We start from the raw sequence: 14891 nt of genomic DNA on the forward strand, positions 1-14891 counted from the left end.
CAGGTGAGAAGAATGCGTTTTACGGGAAGCGCTGTACTATTTTTATCGGTTTGCAGAAACTGAAACGAAAAATGCGGGACATCTTCAGATGCGATAACGTTAAGTATAAAAAAAGCACCCGCAGGTGCTTTCTTTTGAACCCAGTTTAACCCGATGGTTAAACTCAGTTGCCGTAAATATTGGCGCGATCGCGCAGTTCTTTACCCGGTTTAAAGTGTGGAACGTACTTACCTTCCAGTTCGACTTTATCGCCAGTTTTCGGGTTACGCCCGGTGCGTGGAGCACGATAGTGCAGAGAAAAACTACCGAAACCGCGGATTTCAATGCGCTCGCCCTGGGCAAGAGTGGAGGCCATATGCTCCAGCATCTCTTTTACGGCATCTTCCACTGCCTTGGCAGGGATATGCGGTTGCTGACTGGCAAGTCTTTCAATCAATTCTGACTTGGTCATGATTCCTCCGGTTCCTTTCAAACCAATTAGCTGAACAGCTCATTAAACAAGGGCGGCCGTAGCCGCCCTTTGTTATTGATTACAGGACGAATCCTGCAATCTGTCAAGTTTGCTCCTCATCCTTCGCACTGTAAATATGTTACAGGTCAAATGATGCTGAGAACCTGATATTACTCGCCTTTAGCTGCTTTGAAAGCTTCAGCCATTGCGTTGTTAGAGAAGTTTGCATCTTCCTGTTTGTTAACAGTTGCGATTGCATCTTTCTCATCAGCTTCGTCTTTAGCACGAACAGACAGGCTGATTGCACGGTTCTTACGGTCAACACCGGTGAACTTAGCTTCAACGTCGTCGCCTACGTTCAGAACCAGAGTGGCATCTTCAACGCGGTCACGGGAAGCTTCAGAAGCGCGCAGGTAACCTTCAACGCCGTCAGCCAGTTCTACGGTTGCGCCTTTAGCGTCAACTGCAGTCACTTTACCGTTTACGATTGCGCCTTTCTTGTTCAGTGCAACCCAGTTGTTGAACGGATCTTCTGCGAGCTGTTTAACGCCCAGGGAGATACGCTCACGCTCTGCGTCAACCTGCAGAACAACTGCAGCGATTTCGTCGCCTTTTTTGTATTCACGAACTGCTTCTTCGCCTGCAACGTTCCAGGAGATGTCAGACAGGTGAACCAGGCCATCGATGCCGCCGTCCAGGCCGATGAAGATACCGAAGTCAGTGATAGACTTGATTTTACCTTCAACACGGTCACCCTTGTTGTGGGTTTCCGCGAACTGCTGCCATGGGTTGTTTTTGCACTGCTTCAGGCCCAGGGAGATACGACGACGTTCTTCGTCGATATCCAGAACCATCACTTCCACTACATCACCAACGTTAACAACTTTGGATGGGTGGATGTTTTTGTTGGTCCAGTCCATTTCGGAAACGTGCACCAGGCCTTCAACGCCTTCTTCGATTTCAACGAAGCAGCCGTAGTCAGTCAGGTTGGTTACGCGACCAGTCAGTTTAGTACCTTCTGGGTAACGCTTAGCGATAGCTACCCATGGATCTTCGCCCAGCTGTTTCAGGCCGAGGGATACACGAGTACGCTCGCGGTCGAACTTCAGCACTTTAACAGTGATTTCGTCGCCCACGTTCACGATTTCGCTTGGGTGCTTAACGCGTTTCCACGCCATGTCGGTGATGTGCAGCAGGCCATCAACGCCGCCCAGGTCAACGAATGCGCCGTAGTCAGTGAGGTTCTTAACGATACCTTTGACTTCCATGCCTTCCTGCAGGTTTTCCAGCAGCTGATCGCGTTCTGCGCTGTTTTCGGATTCGATAACGGCACGACGGGATACAACAACGTTGTTACGCTTCTGGTCCAGCTTGATTACTTTGAACTCAAGCTCTTTGCCTTCGAGGTGCAGGGTGTCACGGACTGGACGAACGTCTACCAGTGAACCTGGCAGGAACGCACGAATACCATTCAGCTCAACAGTGAAGCCGCCTTTAACTTTGCCGTTGATAACACCGACTACAGTTTCAGCTTCTTCGTAAGCTTTTTCCAGCGTGATCCAAGCTTCGTGACGCTTAGCTTTCTCACGGGACAGCAGGGTTTCACCGAAGCCGTCTTCCACTGCATCCAGAGCAACGTCAACTTCGTCACCAACCTGGATTTCCAGCTCGCCCTGGGCGTTTTTGAACTGCTCTGCCGGAATGGCGGACTCAGATTTCAGACCGGCGTCAACCAGTACTACGTCTTTGTCGATAGCAACAACAACACCACGAACGATGGAACCCGGACGGGTTTCGATTGTTTTTAAGGATTCTTCAAATAGTTGAGCAAAAGATTCAGTCATGTTTAATCTTCAGGTTAATATAACGTCCACCTGGCTCCGTGCCGGATGGGGTTGTTTCACATACCCGCCGTCAATCCATTGCAGCGGGGGTACTACTAAATCGGTCGCGATTACGCGAGTGCCAGTTTCTGGCGCGCATATTGTAGCGCTTTTTCAATCACTTGCTCAATAGTTAAACTGGTTGAATCCAGAACTAATGCATCTTCTGCAGGAACAAGTGGGGCGACGGCGCGGTTACGATCGCGGTCATCGCGCTCTTTTATCTCGGATAAAAGGCGATCAAAGTTAACACTAAACCCCTTTTCCTGCAACTGAAGCATGCGGCGTTGAGCACGTTCTTCCGAAGAGGCGTCAAGGAAAATTTTCACAGGCGCATCAGGGAATACCACGGTTCCCATATCACGTCCGTCAGCAATCAGACCCGGGGCGTCACGGAAAGCTCGCTGACGACGTAACAGCGCCTCGCGAACGCGCGGGAAGGCCGCCACCTGGGAGGCTGCATTAGCCACTTCCTGAGTACGGATTTCGCCGCTCACGTCTTCCCCTTCAAGGATGACTTCCAGGTTGCCATCGGTCGAAACGAAACGCACATCCAGATGCGCAGCCAGCGGAACCAGCGCTTCTTCAGAGGCCACATCCACATGATGATGCAGCGCAGCCAGAGCCAGCACGCGATAGATTGCTCCCGAATCTAAAAGATGCCATTGCAATGCTTCCGCCATCGCTTTGCACAGAGTACCTTTCCCTGCGCCACTAGGCCCATCAATGGTGATTACCGGGGCAACTGCCGTCATCTTTTTCTCCTTAAATAAGGCATACCGTTTACATGAACGCCGCGCATTATACGCGCCAACGTGCGCAACTGTTACCTTTGCGTGCAAATTACGGAATGATTGAAGCAGAGTGTAGAAGAAATGAGCGGAGGTGTTCGTAATGAAGCGTAAGCAAATGCCGCATCGGGTGATGCGGCAACACGAGATCAGGCCAGAGTACTAATGCGTGCCAGCTGTTCGAAGTAGTCCGGGAACGTTTTCGCCGTACATTTCGGATCAAGAATAGTGACAGGGGTGTCTGACAGCGCCACCAACGAGAAGCACATCGCCATACGGTGATCGTTGTAGGTTCCGATTTCCGCAAACTGTAGTTTTGCCGGAGGGGTCACACGAATGTAGTCTTCGCCCTCTTCCACCTCAGCACCGACTTTACGCAGCTCTGTCGCCATCGCGAACAGACGGTCAGTCTCTTTTACGCGCCAGTTGTAGATATTACGCAGCGTGGTGGTGCCTTTGGCAAACAGCGCCGCCGTGGCAATGGTCATCGCCGCGTCCGGGATATGGTTCATGTCCATATCGATGGCATTCAGCTCGCCGTGGGTGCAGGAGATGAAGTCATCGCCCCAGGTAACAATGGCGCCCATTTTTTCCAGCACGTCCGCAAAACGGATGTCGCCCTGCACGCTGTTACGGCCAATGCCGGTCACTTTTACCGTGCCACCTTTAATTGCACCAGCGGCGAGAAAATAGGACGCGGATGAAGCATCACCTTCAACAAGATAGTTGCCCGGAGACTGGTACTGCTGGGCACCGCGAACAACGAAGCGCTGATAAGAGTGGTTTTCAACCTCGACACCGAAGGTTTTCATCAGGTGCAGCGTGATATCAATGTACGGTTTGGAGACCAGGTCACCTTTAATAGCGATCACCGTATCCTGCGGTGCCAGCGGTGCGGTCATCAGCAGCGCCGTCAGGAACTGGCTGGACACACTGCCATCCACCTCAACGTTACCGCCGGTAAAGCCCCCGCGCAGACGCAGTGGCGGATAATTTTCCTGCTCCAGATACTCAATCTGTGCGCCACCCTGACGAAGGGCATCCACCAGATGGCCAATCGGACGCTCTTTCATGCGAGGCTCGCCGGTCAGCACGATGTTGTTGCTACCCAGACACAGGGCTGCCGCCAGCGGGCGCATCGCCGTACCGGCGTTACCCAGAAATAGCTCAAGCTCTTCACCCGCGTGCAGCGCGCCGCCATTGCCGGTCACTTCGCAGCGGGTACGATCGTCGGAGAGAGTGTAATGAACACCCAACGCTTTCAGCGCATTGAGCATATGGCGCACGTCATCGCTGTCCAGCAGGTTTGTAAGGACGGTGGTGCCGTTTGCCAGAGCTGCCAGCAGCAGAGCGCGGTTCGAGACACTTTTTGAACCAGGCAGATTGATGGTGCCATCTACCCGCGCGATAGGTTGTAACGTCAGGGATTCCATGAAACTTAACTCTCAACTCAACATAATAAAAACCCCGCAGCAGCGCTGCGGGGGTGAAAACAGCGCAATTAACCGTGGCGACGTTCGAAATCGATCATGAAATCCGTCAGGGCTTTAACGCCTTCCAGCGGCATCGCATTATAGATAGAAGCACGCATGCCACCAACGACACGGTGGCCTTTCAGCGCATGCAGGCCTGCCGCGAAGGACTCTTCCAGGAACACTTTGTCCAGATTGCTGTCCGCCAGCTGGAACGGCACGTTCATGCGAGAACGGTTAGCTTTCGCCACATCGTTGCGGTAGAAATCGCTCTTGTCGATCACGCCATACAGCAGTTCGGCTTTCTGCTGATTAATTTTGTCCATCTGCGCCACGCCGCCGTTTTGCTTCAGCCATTTGAAGACCAGGCCGGAAAGATACCAGGCAAATGTTGGTGGGGTGTTGAACATGGAATCGTTATCGTTCAGGACGGTGTAATCGAGAATCGACGGGCAGGATTTATGCGCTTTACCCAGCAGGTCTTCACGTACGATAACAATCGTCAGGCCAGCAGGACCGATATTTTTCTGTGCGCCAGCGTAAATCACACCATAACGGCTGACATCCAGCGGTGTGGAAAGGATGGTCGAAGAGAGATCCGCGGTAACCACCACGTTATCACCAAAGTTTGGCTCTTCGTGGATAGCGATGCCGTCGATGGTTTCGTTCGGGCAGTAGTGCAGATAAGCCGCATCACGGGAAAGTTTCCACTCACTCATCGGCGTTACGGCACGCAGACCGTCAACGGTCACTTTGGCATCGATAACATTCGGCGTGCAGTATTTGTGCGCTTCTTTTACCGCACTGGCCGCCCAGTAGCCCGCATCAACGTAATCAGCGGTGGTTTTGTCACCCAGCAGATTGAGTGGGATGCCAGCAAACTGACCGCGTCCACCGCCGTGACAGAACAATACTTTGTAGTTCGAGGGGATATTCAGCAGATCGCGAAAATCCTTTTCTGCCTCTTCCGCCACCTGAATAAACTCTTTACCCCGGTGGCTGATTTCCATCACCGACGTACCGAGACCATTCCAGTCACAAAGTTCCTGTTGAGCCTGTTTAAGCACGTCTGCCGGTAACATCGCCGGACCTGAACTGAAATTAAAGACTTGAGCCATTTCCCCTCACCACGCTAAAAGCCATAAGTTATAACTGTGGATATCGGTTTTATCATTCAGTGACACGCGCCGCAATGTCTAAAACTTATGACCCGTGAAATGTGCCCTGCGTCACACAAAACAATCTGCCGCCTCGCTAAGACAAAACCGACAAAATGGCTGTCAGGTGATGCGTTTAGCCCGGCTAACCTTCGTCCATTCCGGATTTGCACAGCGAGGGCATAATTGACGATCCCCTGGCAGCATCGCAACTACGTGGCTGCATCTCACGCAGGCATACTCGCCCGCTTCGGGTACGGTTCTGAAACGCTCGACCAACATATCTGGCAGGATACAAAGCCCAGGCTTCACCTCGTCGTCAGAATAGTAATAGACGCTGATCTGCCCGTTGGTTTCCATTATCGCCAGACGCACCTGCCCGAGCTGTTCAACGCTATTCAGGCGTAGCTCCATAAAGAACTCAAACTCGGTCATATTGGCGCTCTGAACATTTTCCCAGGCCAGCTGTCCGTCCTCGACGATAACGACCGGCTTCCCTTCAAGCAGATCTTCCAGCTTTTCGCTTTTCGACATCAGCCACATCACAAGGCGGTAAAGTAGCGCAAGTGAGACAAAGACGATAAATACCGGCACCATCGGCACATCATCATAAAAGGCGACGTCCCCCGCCGCTGAACCCAGCGTCAGGATGATCAACACCTCAAAGAGCGACATCTGTCGTACGCCACGACGCCCCGTTATCTTGAGAAACAGAAAGACCAGGACGAAGGTATACAGACTGCGCAGAGCGACTTCGCCTAAAAACTCAGGTGGGACTTTATCAAATGCCATCCGCTGGAGATCAAACGCTTTCATTTTTCTATGCCTTAACAGTAGGTTACTGAATGTAAGCATAGCTCAGGCTTTTATTTTCGCCGAAGATAGCACCTGTCACGCAAAACCCGTATCATTGCGCGCTTTACGTACGATAAAAGTGAACGCCATGACTCAAACGTTTATCCCCGGCAAAGACGCCGCTCTGGAAGATTCCATCGCTCGCTTCCAGCAGAAACTGACCGACCTGGGTTTTAACATCGAAGAAGCCTCCTGGCTCAATCCGGTGCCTCATGTCTGGTCCGTGCATATTCGCGATAAAGACTGTGCCCTGTGCTTTACCAACGGTAAAGGCGCGACAAAAAAAGCGGCACTGGCCTCTGCGCTGGGTGAGTACTTTGAGCGTCTGTCCACCAACTATTTCTTCGCTGACTTCTGGCTGGGCGAGACTATCGCTAACGGCCCGTTCGTTCACTATCCAAATGAAAAATGGTTCCCGCTGACCGAAGACGACGAACTGCCGGAAGGTATTCTCGACGCGCGCCTGCGTGCCTTCTACGATCCAGACAGCGAACTGACCGCCAGCATGCTGATCGATCTGCAGTCCGGTAACGAAGATCGCGGTATTTGCGCCCTGCCGTTTACCCGTCAGTCTGATGAGCAGACCGTCTATATTCCGATGAACATCGTCGGCAACCTGTATGTGTCCAACGGCATGTCCGCCGGTAACACCCGCAATGAAGCCCGCGTGCAGGGTCTGTCTGAAGTCTTCGAACGCCACATTAAAAACCGCATTATTGCCGAATCCATCAGCCTGCCTGAAATTCCGGCAGACGTGCTGGCGCGTTATCCGGGCGTGGTGGAATCCATCGCCAAACTGGAAGCAGAAGGTTTCCCAATCTTTGCCTATGACGGCTCGCTGGGCGGTAAATATCCGGTTATCTGCGTTGTGCTGTTTAACCCGGCCAACGGCACCTGTTTCGCCTCCTTCGGCGCGCACCCGGACTTCGGCGTGGCGCTGGAGCGTACCGTTACCGAGCTGCTGCAGGGCCGTAGCCTGAAAGATCTCGACGTCTTCACCCCGCCAACGTTCGACGATGAAGAAGTGGCCGAGCATACCAACCTCGAAACCCACTTCATCGACTCCAGCGGTTTGATCTCCTGGGATATGTTCAAACAGGACGCCGACTATCCGTTTGTGGACTGGAGCTTTGCCGGTACCACGGAAGAAGAGTTCGCTACGCTGATGGCTATTTTCAAAGCCGAAGACCAGGACGTCTATATCGCCGACTACGAGCACCTTGGCGTCTACGCGTGCCGCATTATTGTTCCTGGCATGTCCGACATCTACCCGGCTGAAGATCTGTGGCTGGCGAATAACAGCATGGGCGCGCATCTGCGTGAAACGCTGCTGGCTCTCCCAGGCAGTGAATGGGAGAAAGAAGATTATCTGAACCTGATCGCCCAGCTGGACGAGGAAGGCCACGATGACTTCACACGCGTACGTGAACTGCTGGGTCTGGCGACCGGTAAAGACAACGGCTGGTATACCCTGCGTATCGGTGAGCTGAAAGCGATGCTGGCCCTGGCGGGTGGCGACCTGGATCAGGCCCTGGCTTGGACCGAGTGGACCATGGAGTTCAATCAGTCAGTTTTCTCTGCCGAGCGCACCAATTATTACCGCTGCCTGCAAACGCTGTTGCTGCTGGCACAGGAAGACGATCGCGAGCCGCTGCAATATCTGAATGCTTTCGTGCGTATGTACGGTGCAGAGGCCGTGGAAGCAGCTAGCGCGGCCCTGAGTGGCGAAGAGCCATTCTATGGTCTGCAGGCTGTTGATAGCGATCTGAAAGCCTTCCCTGCCCATCAGTCACTGTTGAAGGCCTACGAAAAGCTGCAGAAAGCGAAAACCGCTTACTGGTCAAAATAAGCGCACATAACATTACCAGCAGTAGGCGTATTCAATCGTCTGGGCTATATTACGGGGCAATTTCATTGCCCCGTTTTTTATTTTCTTCGGCAATGACTGTTGATTGTAATAATAAAGTTAAACATGGGTAAATATAATAATATTTACCTGAGCTTTACTGTTACTATTTATGGTAAATACTCCATATTAATTAACTGTTTCAGAGGTGGCTGAACGAAAAAATTCAACTCTTTTCATAACTTTTAAAATTTATTTTTTTACGGATAATCAAATACTTACTCCGCATTTGTTGTAAAACCATACATACTGCGGGCCTATAAGCCAGGCGAGATATGATCTATATCAATTTCTCTTCTATAATGCTTTGTTAGTATCTCGTCGCCGACTTAATAAAGAGAGAGTTAGTGTGAAAGCTGACAACCCTTTTGATCTTTTACTCCCCGCTGCGATGGCCAAAGTTGCCGAAGAAGCGGGTGTCTATAAAGCAACGAAACACCCGATGAAGACGTTCTATCTGGCGATCACGGCTGGTGTGTTCATCTCTATCGCTTTCGTCTTCTACATCACCGCCACCACCGGTACTGCTGGTATGCCTTTCGGCATGGCCAAACTGATTGGCGGCATATGCTTCTCACTGGGTCTGATTCTTTGCGTTATCTGCGGTGCCGACCTCTTCACCTCAACGGTGCTGATTGTCGTGGCAAAGGCCAGCGGAAGAATTACCTGGGGTCAGCTGGCACGTAACTGGCTTAACGTCTACGTGGGTAACCTGGTTGGCTGTCTGCTCTTTGTTTTGTTGATGTGGCTTTCTGGCGAGTACATGACCGCCAACGGTGGCTGGGGGCTCAACGTCCTGCAAACCGCCGACCACAAAATGCACCACACATTTATCGAAGCCGTTGCTCTCGGCATCCTCGCTAACCTCATGGTCTGCCTGGCTGTATGGATGAGCTACTCGGGTCGTAGCCTGATGGACAAAGCCTTAATTATGGTTCTGCCGGTTGCGATGTTTGTTGCCAGCGGCTTTGAGCACAGTATCGCGAATATGTTCATGATCCCAATGGGCATTGTCATCCGCGACTTTGCGAGCCCGGAGTTCTGGACCGCAGTTGGTTCATCCCCGGAAAGTTTCTCTCACCTGACTATTATGAATTTCATTACTGATAACCTGATCCCTGTCACTATCGGGAACATTATCGGTGGGGGTCTGTTAGTTGGGTTGACATACTGGGTCATTTACCTGCGTGGCGACGATCATCATTGATGGTTTTCTCAGGCAGTAAATAAAAAATCCACTTAAGAAGGTAGGTGTTACATGTCCGAGCTTAATGAAAAGTTAGCCACAGCCTGGGAAGGTTTTGCGAAAGGTGACTGGCAGAATGAAGTAAACGTACGTGACTTCATTCAGAAAAACTATACCCCGTATGAAGGTGACGAATCCTTCCTGGCTGGCGCAACTGATGCGACCACCAAGCTGTGGGACAGCGTAATGGAAGGCGTTAAACTGGAAAACCGCACTCACGCGCCAGTTGATTTTGACACCTCCGTTGCTTCCACCATCACTTCTCACGATGCTGGCTACATCAACAAAGCCCTTGAGAAAATCGTTGGTCTGCAGACTGAAGCACCACTGAAACGCGCAATTATTCCGTTCGGTGGTATCAAAATGGTTGAAGGTTCCTGCAAAGCGTATAACCGCGAGCTGGACCCAATGCTGAAAAAAATCTTCACCGAATACCGCAAAACCCACAACCAGGGTGTATTTGATGTTTACACCAAAGACATTCTGAACTGCCGTAAATCTGGTGTTCTGACTGGTCTGCCAGATGCATATGGCCGTGGCCGTATCATCGGTGACTACCGTCGTGTTGCACTGTACGGTATCGACTTCCTGCTGAAAGACAAATACGCCCAATTCGTTTCCCTGCAGTCTGACCTGGAAAACGGCGTAAACCTGGAAGCGACTATCCGTCTGCGTGAAGAAATCGCTGAACAGCACCGCGCGCTGGGTCAGATCAAAGAGATGGCTGCGAAGTATGGCTGCGATATCTCTGGTCCTGCTACCAACGCTCAGGAAGCTATCCAGTGGACCTACTTCGGCTACCTGGCCGCGGTTAAGTCTCAGAACGGCGCAGCAATGTCCTTCGGTCGCGTATCCACCTTCCTGGATGCCTACATCGAACGCGACATCAAAGCAGGCAAAATCACCGAGCAAGACGCTCAGGAAATGATTGACCACCTGGTCATGAAACTGCGTATGGTTCGCTTCCTGCGTACTCCTGAATACGATGAGCTGTTCTCCGGTGACCCAATCTGGGCAACTGAATCAATCGGTGGTATGGGCGTTGACGGCCGTACGCTGGTTACCAAAAACAGCTTCCGCTTCCTGAATACCCTGTACACCATGGGGCCTTCTCCGGAGCCAAATATCACCGTTCTGTGGTCTGAAAAACTGCCTCTGAACTTCAAGAAATTCGCCGCTAAAGTGTCTATCGACACCTCTTCTCTGCAGTACGAGAACGATGACCTGATGCGTCCGGACTTCAACAACGATGACTACGCTATCGCTTGCTGCGTAAGCCCAATGGTCGTTGGTAAACAAATGCAGTTCTTCGGTGCGCGTGCAAACCTGGCGAAAACCATGCTGTATGCAATCAACGGCGGCGTTGATGAAAAACTGAAAATGCAGGTTGGTCCTAAGTCTGAACCAATCAAAGGCGACGTTCTGAAGTTCGACGAAGTGATGGAGCGTATGGATCACTTCATGGACTGGCTGGCTAAACAGTACGTCACTGCACTGAACGTTATCCACTACATGCACGACAAGTACAGCTACGAAGCCTCACTGATGGCGCTGCACGACCGTGACGTCGTTCGCACCATGGCGTGTGGTATCGCAGGTCTGTCCGTTGCTGCTGACTCCCTGTCTGCTATCAAATATGCGAAAGTTAAACCAGTTCGTGACGAAGACGGCCTGGCTGTAGACTTCGAAATCGAAGGCGAATACCCGCAGTTTGGTAACAACGATTCTCGCGTTGATGACATGGCGGTTGACCTGGTAGAACGTTTCATGAAGAAAATTCAGAAACTGACTACTTACCGTAACGCTATCCCGACTCAGTCTGTTCTGACCATCACCTCTAACGTAGTGTATGGTAAGAAAACAGGTAACACCCCAGACGGTCGTCGTGCTGGCGCGCCATTCGGCCCAGGTGCTAACCCAATGCACGGTCGTGACCAGAAAGGTGCTGTAGCCTCTCTGACTTCCGTTGCTAAACTGCCGTTTGCTTACGCGAAAGATGGTATCTCTTACACCTTCTCTATCGTTCCAAATGCGCTGGGTAAAGACGACGAAGTGCGTAAAACTAACCTCGCGGGTCTGATGGATGGTTACTTCCACCACGAAGCGTCCATCGAAGGTGGTCAGCACCTGAACGTGAACGTGATGAACCGTGAAATGCTGCTCGACGCGATGGAACATCCTGAGAAATATCCTCAGCTGACCATCCGCGTATCTGGCTACGCAGTACGTTTTAACTCCCTGACTAAAGAACAGCAGCAGGACGTTATCACCCGTACTTTCACTCAGTCCATTTAACTGGAATTGACTGAAATCACGCGTTAAAAAGCGTACAATAAAGGCTCCACGTCAGTGGGGCCTTTTTAGCACCCTCTCCACCTCAGTCTCTTTTGTCCGCTATCTATACTCAATGGATATCAGCCAAAACAGACTTCAACACAGCCGGTTTTGAGCTGTGCATACTCAGGCCCCGGACGGGCCGATGCTGGAGATATCACCGCAATGTCAACTATTGGTCGCATTCACTCCTTTGAATCCTGTGGCACCGTCGATGGCCCGGGTATCCGCTTTATTACCTTTTTCCAGGGCTGCCTGATGCGCTGCCTGTACTGCCATAACCGTGACACCTGGGATACGCATGGCGGGAAAGAAGTGACCGTTGAAGAATTGATGAAAGAGGTGGTGACCTATCGCCACTTTATGAACGCGTCCGGCGGCGGTGTAACCGCATCCGGCGGCGAGGCTATTCTTCAGGCCGAGTTTGTTCGCGACTGGTTCCGCGCCTGCCGCAAAGAAGGTATTCATACCTGCCTGGATACCAATGGCTTTGTGCGCCGCTACGACCCGGTTATTGACGAATTGCTCGAAGTGACCGATCTGGTCATGCTCGATCTCAAGCAAATGAACGATGAGATCCACCAGAACCTGGTTGGCGTCTCTAACCACCGCACGCTGGAATTCGCCAAATACATTGCCGATAAAGGCATCAAAACCTGGATCCGCTATGTGGTGGTTCCTGGCTGGTCAGATGACGACGACTCCGCACACCGTCTGGGAGAATTTACCCGCGACATGGGCAACGTCGAGAAAATCGAACTTCTGCCCTATCACGAGCTGGGTAAACATAAATGGGTAGCAATGGGCGAAGAGTACAAACTCGATGGCGTGAAGCCGCCGAAGAAAGAGACGATGGAACGCGTCAAAGGTATTCTTGAACAGTACGGCCACAAGGTGATGTATTAAAGAAAGGCCCGGTGAAAACCGGGCCTTTTTATATTCTATTTAAAGACGCCGTTAATAACGGTAGTCACAATTGCAGTACTCAGCGCAATTAAGACCAGATCGTCACCCACTACCCGCCATTCATAGCCAGGATAGGAAGGAAGCTGGCCCAACATAGAAGCCGGCACGGTTTTCTTCGCAATGCCCGGAGGCAGCGGTTTACCGCGTGCGAGGTTTTTCGCAATGCCAGGAGGCAGTGATTCATACCCCGTTAACCCATAGTTCAGTGCCAGATGACGTGCGTGATCGAAGCTCACGCGAGCATTAACATCATCACTGACGCTTTTATTCGATTTACCCGGATTGTCTTGTCCATTATTTTGTTTATTGCCATGGGTACCGGAATTTCCGTTACCATGACTCCCGGAATTGCCATGATTGCCGCCATTACCTTGCCCGCCACTGTTACCGTGACCACCTCCGCCATTCCCGTTTCCAGGGTTAGCCATGACCGGCGCTGTAGCAAACGTCAAAGACAACAATACTGCCAGTGCGGTAGTGGAAAAACGACGTGTAAACATGATTGCTGCCTTTAAGTGATAGACTCACCTGAATTATCGCCTGGCGCAATAAACAAACAATGCGTAAAACTCTTATATGTGATGGGGACAAAAAAGCCAGTCGATGACTGGCTTTTAATTGATCAGGCATGTGCCACAGGCGTTGGGTGTTCGCCCGCTTTGCGCAGCAGCATCAGGAGATAAATAAAGGAGACGCTGGCGATCATGATAAATAATAAATTGTCGGAATAATTCTGCATCAGCATCGCGGTAAACGTCGGCCCTAATAAACTGCCGATGGTATAGCTCAGTAGCAGCGCCTGGTTCATTGCCACCAGCTGGTGATGTTCAACTTTCTCACAGGCCCAGGCCATCGCGACCGGATAGAGCGTAAAACCGGCAGCCCCCAGAATAAACAGCGCAGGTGCCATCGCGGCGTTGCTGAGCATGGCGAGGCATCCCATGATCACCACGAAGACCTGAACGCGCAGCACCAGCAGGCGACCGAAGCGATCGGCAAGACGGCCAATCGGCCACTGTCCGACAATACCCGCGCTGACCATGACCGCCATCCAAAAGCCTATACCGGAATCGCTGACGCCCTGATGATTCAGATAAAGCGGCATCAGGCCATAGAGCGAGCCCAGTACAATCCCGGAGATAATGCAGCCGTTAACGCCCAGACGCGCCTGACGAAGTCTCAGCATCGGCCAAATGTGGCTCGCTTCCTGATGTTCGCTGTTCTGGTTAACAATGCGCGTAAAGAGCAGAGGCAGGATAGCGGCCAGCACCATGCCCGTTACCCACGGCAGAACGCTCATCAGGTCGGTTGGCAGCTTGCTGACCATCAGTTGTCCCAGCACGGTACCCACATAGTAAACCATCATATAGGCCGCCAGCAGACGTCCGCGGTTACGCGACGTGCCGCTGCACATCAGCGCACTTTCAACGACCACCCAAATCATCGCGCAGCCTACGCCAGCGATAAAGCGCCATACCATCCAGCTCCAGAAGCCGACCATCAGGCCGAGTCCCGCGCAACCGGCGGCGAAAATCAGCGAGGCCAGATAATAGCTGCGATTAAAGCCAAAGCGCTTAATCAGGCTTCCGGTCAATAGCGTGCCCAGCAGGTTCCCGGTAAAAAAGGACGAGCTGACCATACCCACCTGCCAGGTTGGTAAGTTTTCATGGGCGAGCCACAGCGGGACGAGCGTATTTAACACTGCGATCGCCAGGGTCAACAGCAGCAGGCCACAGAGCAGCAGAAGCACTGGCCGGGTATAGGTGGTCATGGATTAAAAGCCGTGAGGAAGTTCAGATTTCGTGCGCATCATGCCACTGGCAAAAACAA

Annotated in this window: 12 protein-coding genes; 4 read left to right on the forward strand and 8 right to left on the reverse strand. The window is 51.9% G+C overall.

From position 1 onward, the window contains the following. Positions 1–163: 163 nt before the first annotated feature. The 6 genes from ihfB to PYW49_RS05935 all read right to left on the reverse strand — a co-directional run bounded on the left by ihfB (position 164) and on the right by PYW49_RS05935 (position 6570). Positions 164–451, reverse strand: a complete 288-nt coding sequence (gene ihfB / locus PYW49_RS05910; protein WP_008499965.1) for an integration host factor subunit beta — start codon at positions 449–451, stop codon at positions 164–166. A 170-nt stretch (positions 452–621) separates the two neighbouring features. Continuing rightward, the gene (gene rpsA / locus PYW49_RS05915) at positions 622–2295 is read right to left on the reverse strand and encodes a 30S ribosomal protein S1 (protein ID WP_014169387.1); all 1674 of its coding nucleotides are present in this window, start codon (positions 2293–2295) and stop codon (positions 622–624) included. Positions 2296–2405: 110 nt separating this feature from the next. Beyond that, on the reverse strand, positions 2406–3089 hold the full coding sequence (gene cmk / locus PYW49_RS05920; RefSeq protein WP_134349231.1) for a (d)CMP kinase: 684 nt from the start codon (positions 3087–3089) through the stop codon (positions 2406–2408). A gap of 185 nt (positions 3090–3274) precedes the next feature. Beyond that, positions 3275–4558: a 3-phosphoshikimate 1-carboxyvinyltransferase gene (gene aroA, locus PYW49_RS05925; protein WP_320385953.1), complete on the reverse strand. Its 1284-nt coding sequence runs from the start codon at positions 4556–4558 to the stop codon at positions 3275–3277. Positions 4559–4626: 68 nt separating this feature from the next. After that, entirely contained in the window at positions 4627–5715 is a 1089-nt protein-coding gene (serC, locus tag PYW49_RS05930) for a 3-phosphoserine/phosphohydroxythreonine transaminase (protein WP_134349233.1), read from the reverse strand. A 162-nt stretch (positions 5716–5877) separates the two neighbouring features. Continuing rightward, positions 5878–6570, reverse strand: coding sequence for a DUF421 domain-containing protein (locus PYW49_RS05935; RefSeq protein WP_134349234.1), 693 nt, complete (start codon positions 6568–6570; stop codon positions 5878–5880). A 127-nt stretch (positions 6571–6697) separates the two neighbouring features. Between PYW49_RS05935 and ycaO the strand changes: the two genes are divergently transcribed. The 4 genes from ycaO (at position 6698) to pflA (ending at position 13001) form a co-directional block, all read left to right on the forward strand. After that, the gene (gene ycaO, locus PYW49_RS05940) at positions 6698–8458 is read left to right on the forward strand and encodes a 30S ribosomal protein S12 methylthiotransferase accessory factor YcaO (RefSeq protein ID WP_320385954.1); all 1761 of its coding nucleotides are present in this window, start codon (positions 6698–6700) and stop codon (positions 8456–8458) included. A gap of 406 nt (positions 8459–8864) precedes the next feature. After that, the gene (focA, locus tag PYW49_RS05945) at positions 8865–9722 is read left to right on the forward strand and encodes a formate transporter FocA (RefSeq protein ID WP_008499974.1); all 858 of its coding nucleotides are present in this window, start codon (positions 8865–8867) and stop codon (positions 9720–9722) included. A gap of 51 nt (positions 9723–9773) precedes the next feature. Further along, positions 9774–12056 (forward strand): formate C-acetyltransferase, encoded by a 2283-nt coding sequence (gene pflB / locus PYW49_RS05950; RefSeq protein WP_134349237.1) that lies wholly within the window; start codon positions 9774–9776, stop codon positions 12054–12056. A 204-nt stretch (positions 12057–12260) separates the two neighbouring features. Further along, positions 12261–13001: a pyruvate formate lyase 1-activating protein gene (pflA, locus tag PYW49_RS05955; protein WP_134349238.1), complete on the forward strand. Its 741-nt coding sequence runs from the start codon at positions 12261–12263 to the stop codon at positions 12999–13001. 35 nt (positions 13002–13036) lie between these two features. Here pflA and PYW49_RS05960 read toward each other — a convergent pair whose 3' ends face one another. Continuing rightward, on the reverse strand, positions 13037–13561 hold the full coding sequence (locus PYW49_RS05960) for an anti-virulence regulator CigR family protein (RefSeq protein WP_320385955.1): 525 nt from the start codon (positions 13559–13561) through the stop codon (positions 13037–13039). Positions 13562–13683: 122 nt separating this feature from the next. Beyond that, entirely contained in the window at positions 13684–14832 is a 1149-nt protein-coding gene (locus PYW49_RS05965; RefSeq protein WP_134349240.1) for an MFS transporter, read from the reverse strand. Positions 14833–14891: the final 59 nt, after the last annotated feature.

It is taken from the genome of Enterobacter chinensis, assembly GCF_034008295.1.
GTDB lineage: Bacteria > Pseudomonadota > Gammaproteobacteria > Enterobacterales > Enterobacteriaceae > Enterobacter > Enterobacter chinensis.

What these genes read in the sequence shown, in the direction of transcription:
- ihfB (WP_008499965.1), bottom strand. Translation starts at nt 451, where the DNA reads ATGACCAAGTCAGAATTGATTGAAAGACTTGCCAGTCAGCAACCGCAT.
- rpsA (WP_014169387.1), bottom strand. Translation starts at nt 2,295, where the DNA reads ATGACTGAATCTTTTGCTCAACTATTTGAAGAATCCTTAAAAACAATC.
- cmk (WP_134349231.1), bottom strand. Translation starts at nt 3,089, where the DNA reads ATGACGGCAGTTGCCCCGGTAATCACCATTGATGGGCCTAGTGGCGCA.
- aroA (WP_320385953.1), bottom strand. Translation starts at nt 4,558, where the DNA reads ATGGAATCCCTGACGTTACAACCTATCGCGCGGGTAGATGGCACCATC.
- serC (WP_134349233.1), bottom strand. Translation starts at nt 5,715, where the DNA reads ATGGCTCAAGTCTTTAATTTCAGTTCAGGTCCGGCGATGTTACCGGCA.
- PYW49_RS05935 (WP_134349234.1), bottom strand. Translation starts at nt 6,570, where the DNA reads ATGAAAGCGTTTGATCTCCAGCGGATGGCATTTGATAAAGTCCCACCT.
- ycaO (WP_320385954.1), top strand. Translation starts at nt 6,698, where the DNA reads ATGACTCAAACGTTTATCCCCGGCAAAGACGCCGCTCTGGAAGATTCC.
- pflB (WP_134349237.1), top strand. Translation starts at nt 9,774, where the DNA reads ATGTCCGAGCTTAATGAAAAGTTAGCCACAGCCTGGGAAGGTTTTGCG.
- pflA (WP_134349238.1), top strand. Translation starts at nt 12,261, where the DNA reads ATGTCAACTATTGGTCGCATTCACTCCTTTGAATCCTGTGGCACCGTC.
- PYW49_RS05960 (WP_320385955.1), bottom strand. Translation starts at nt 13,561, where the DNA reads ATGTTTACACGTCGTTTTTCCACTACCGCACTGGCAGTATTGTTGTCT.
- PYW49_RS05965 (WP_134349240.1), bottom strand. Translation starts at nt 14,832, where the DNA reads ATGACCACCTATACCCGGCCAGTGCTTCTGCTGCTCTGTGGCCTGCTG.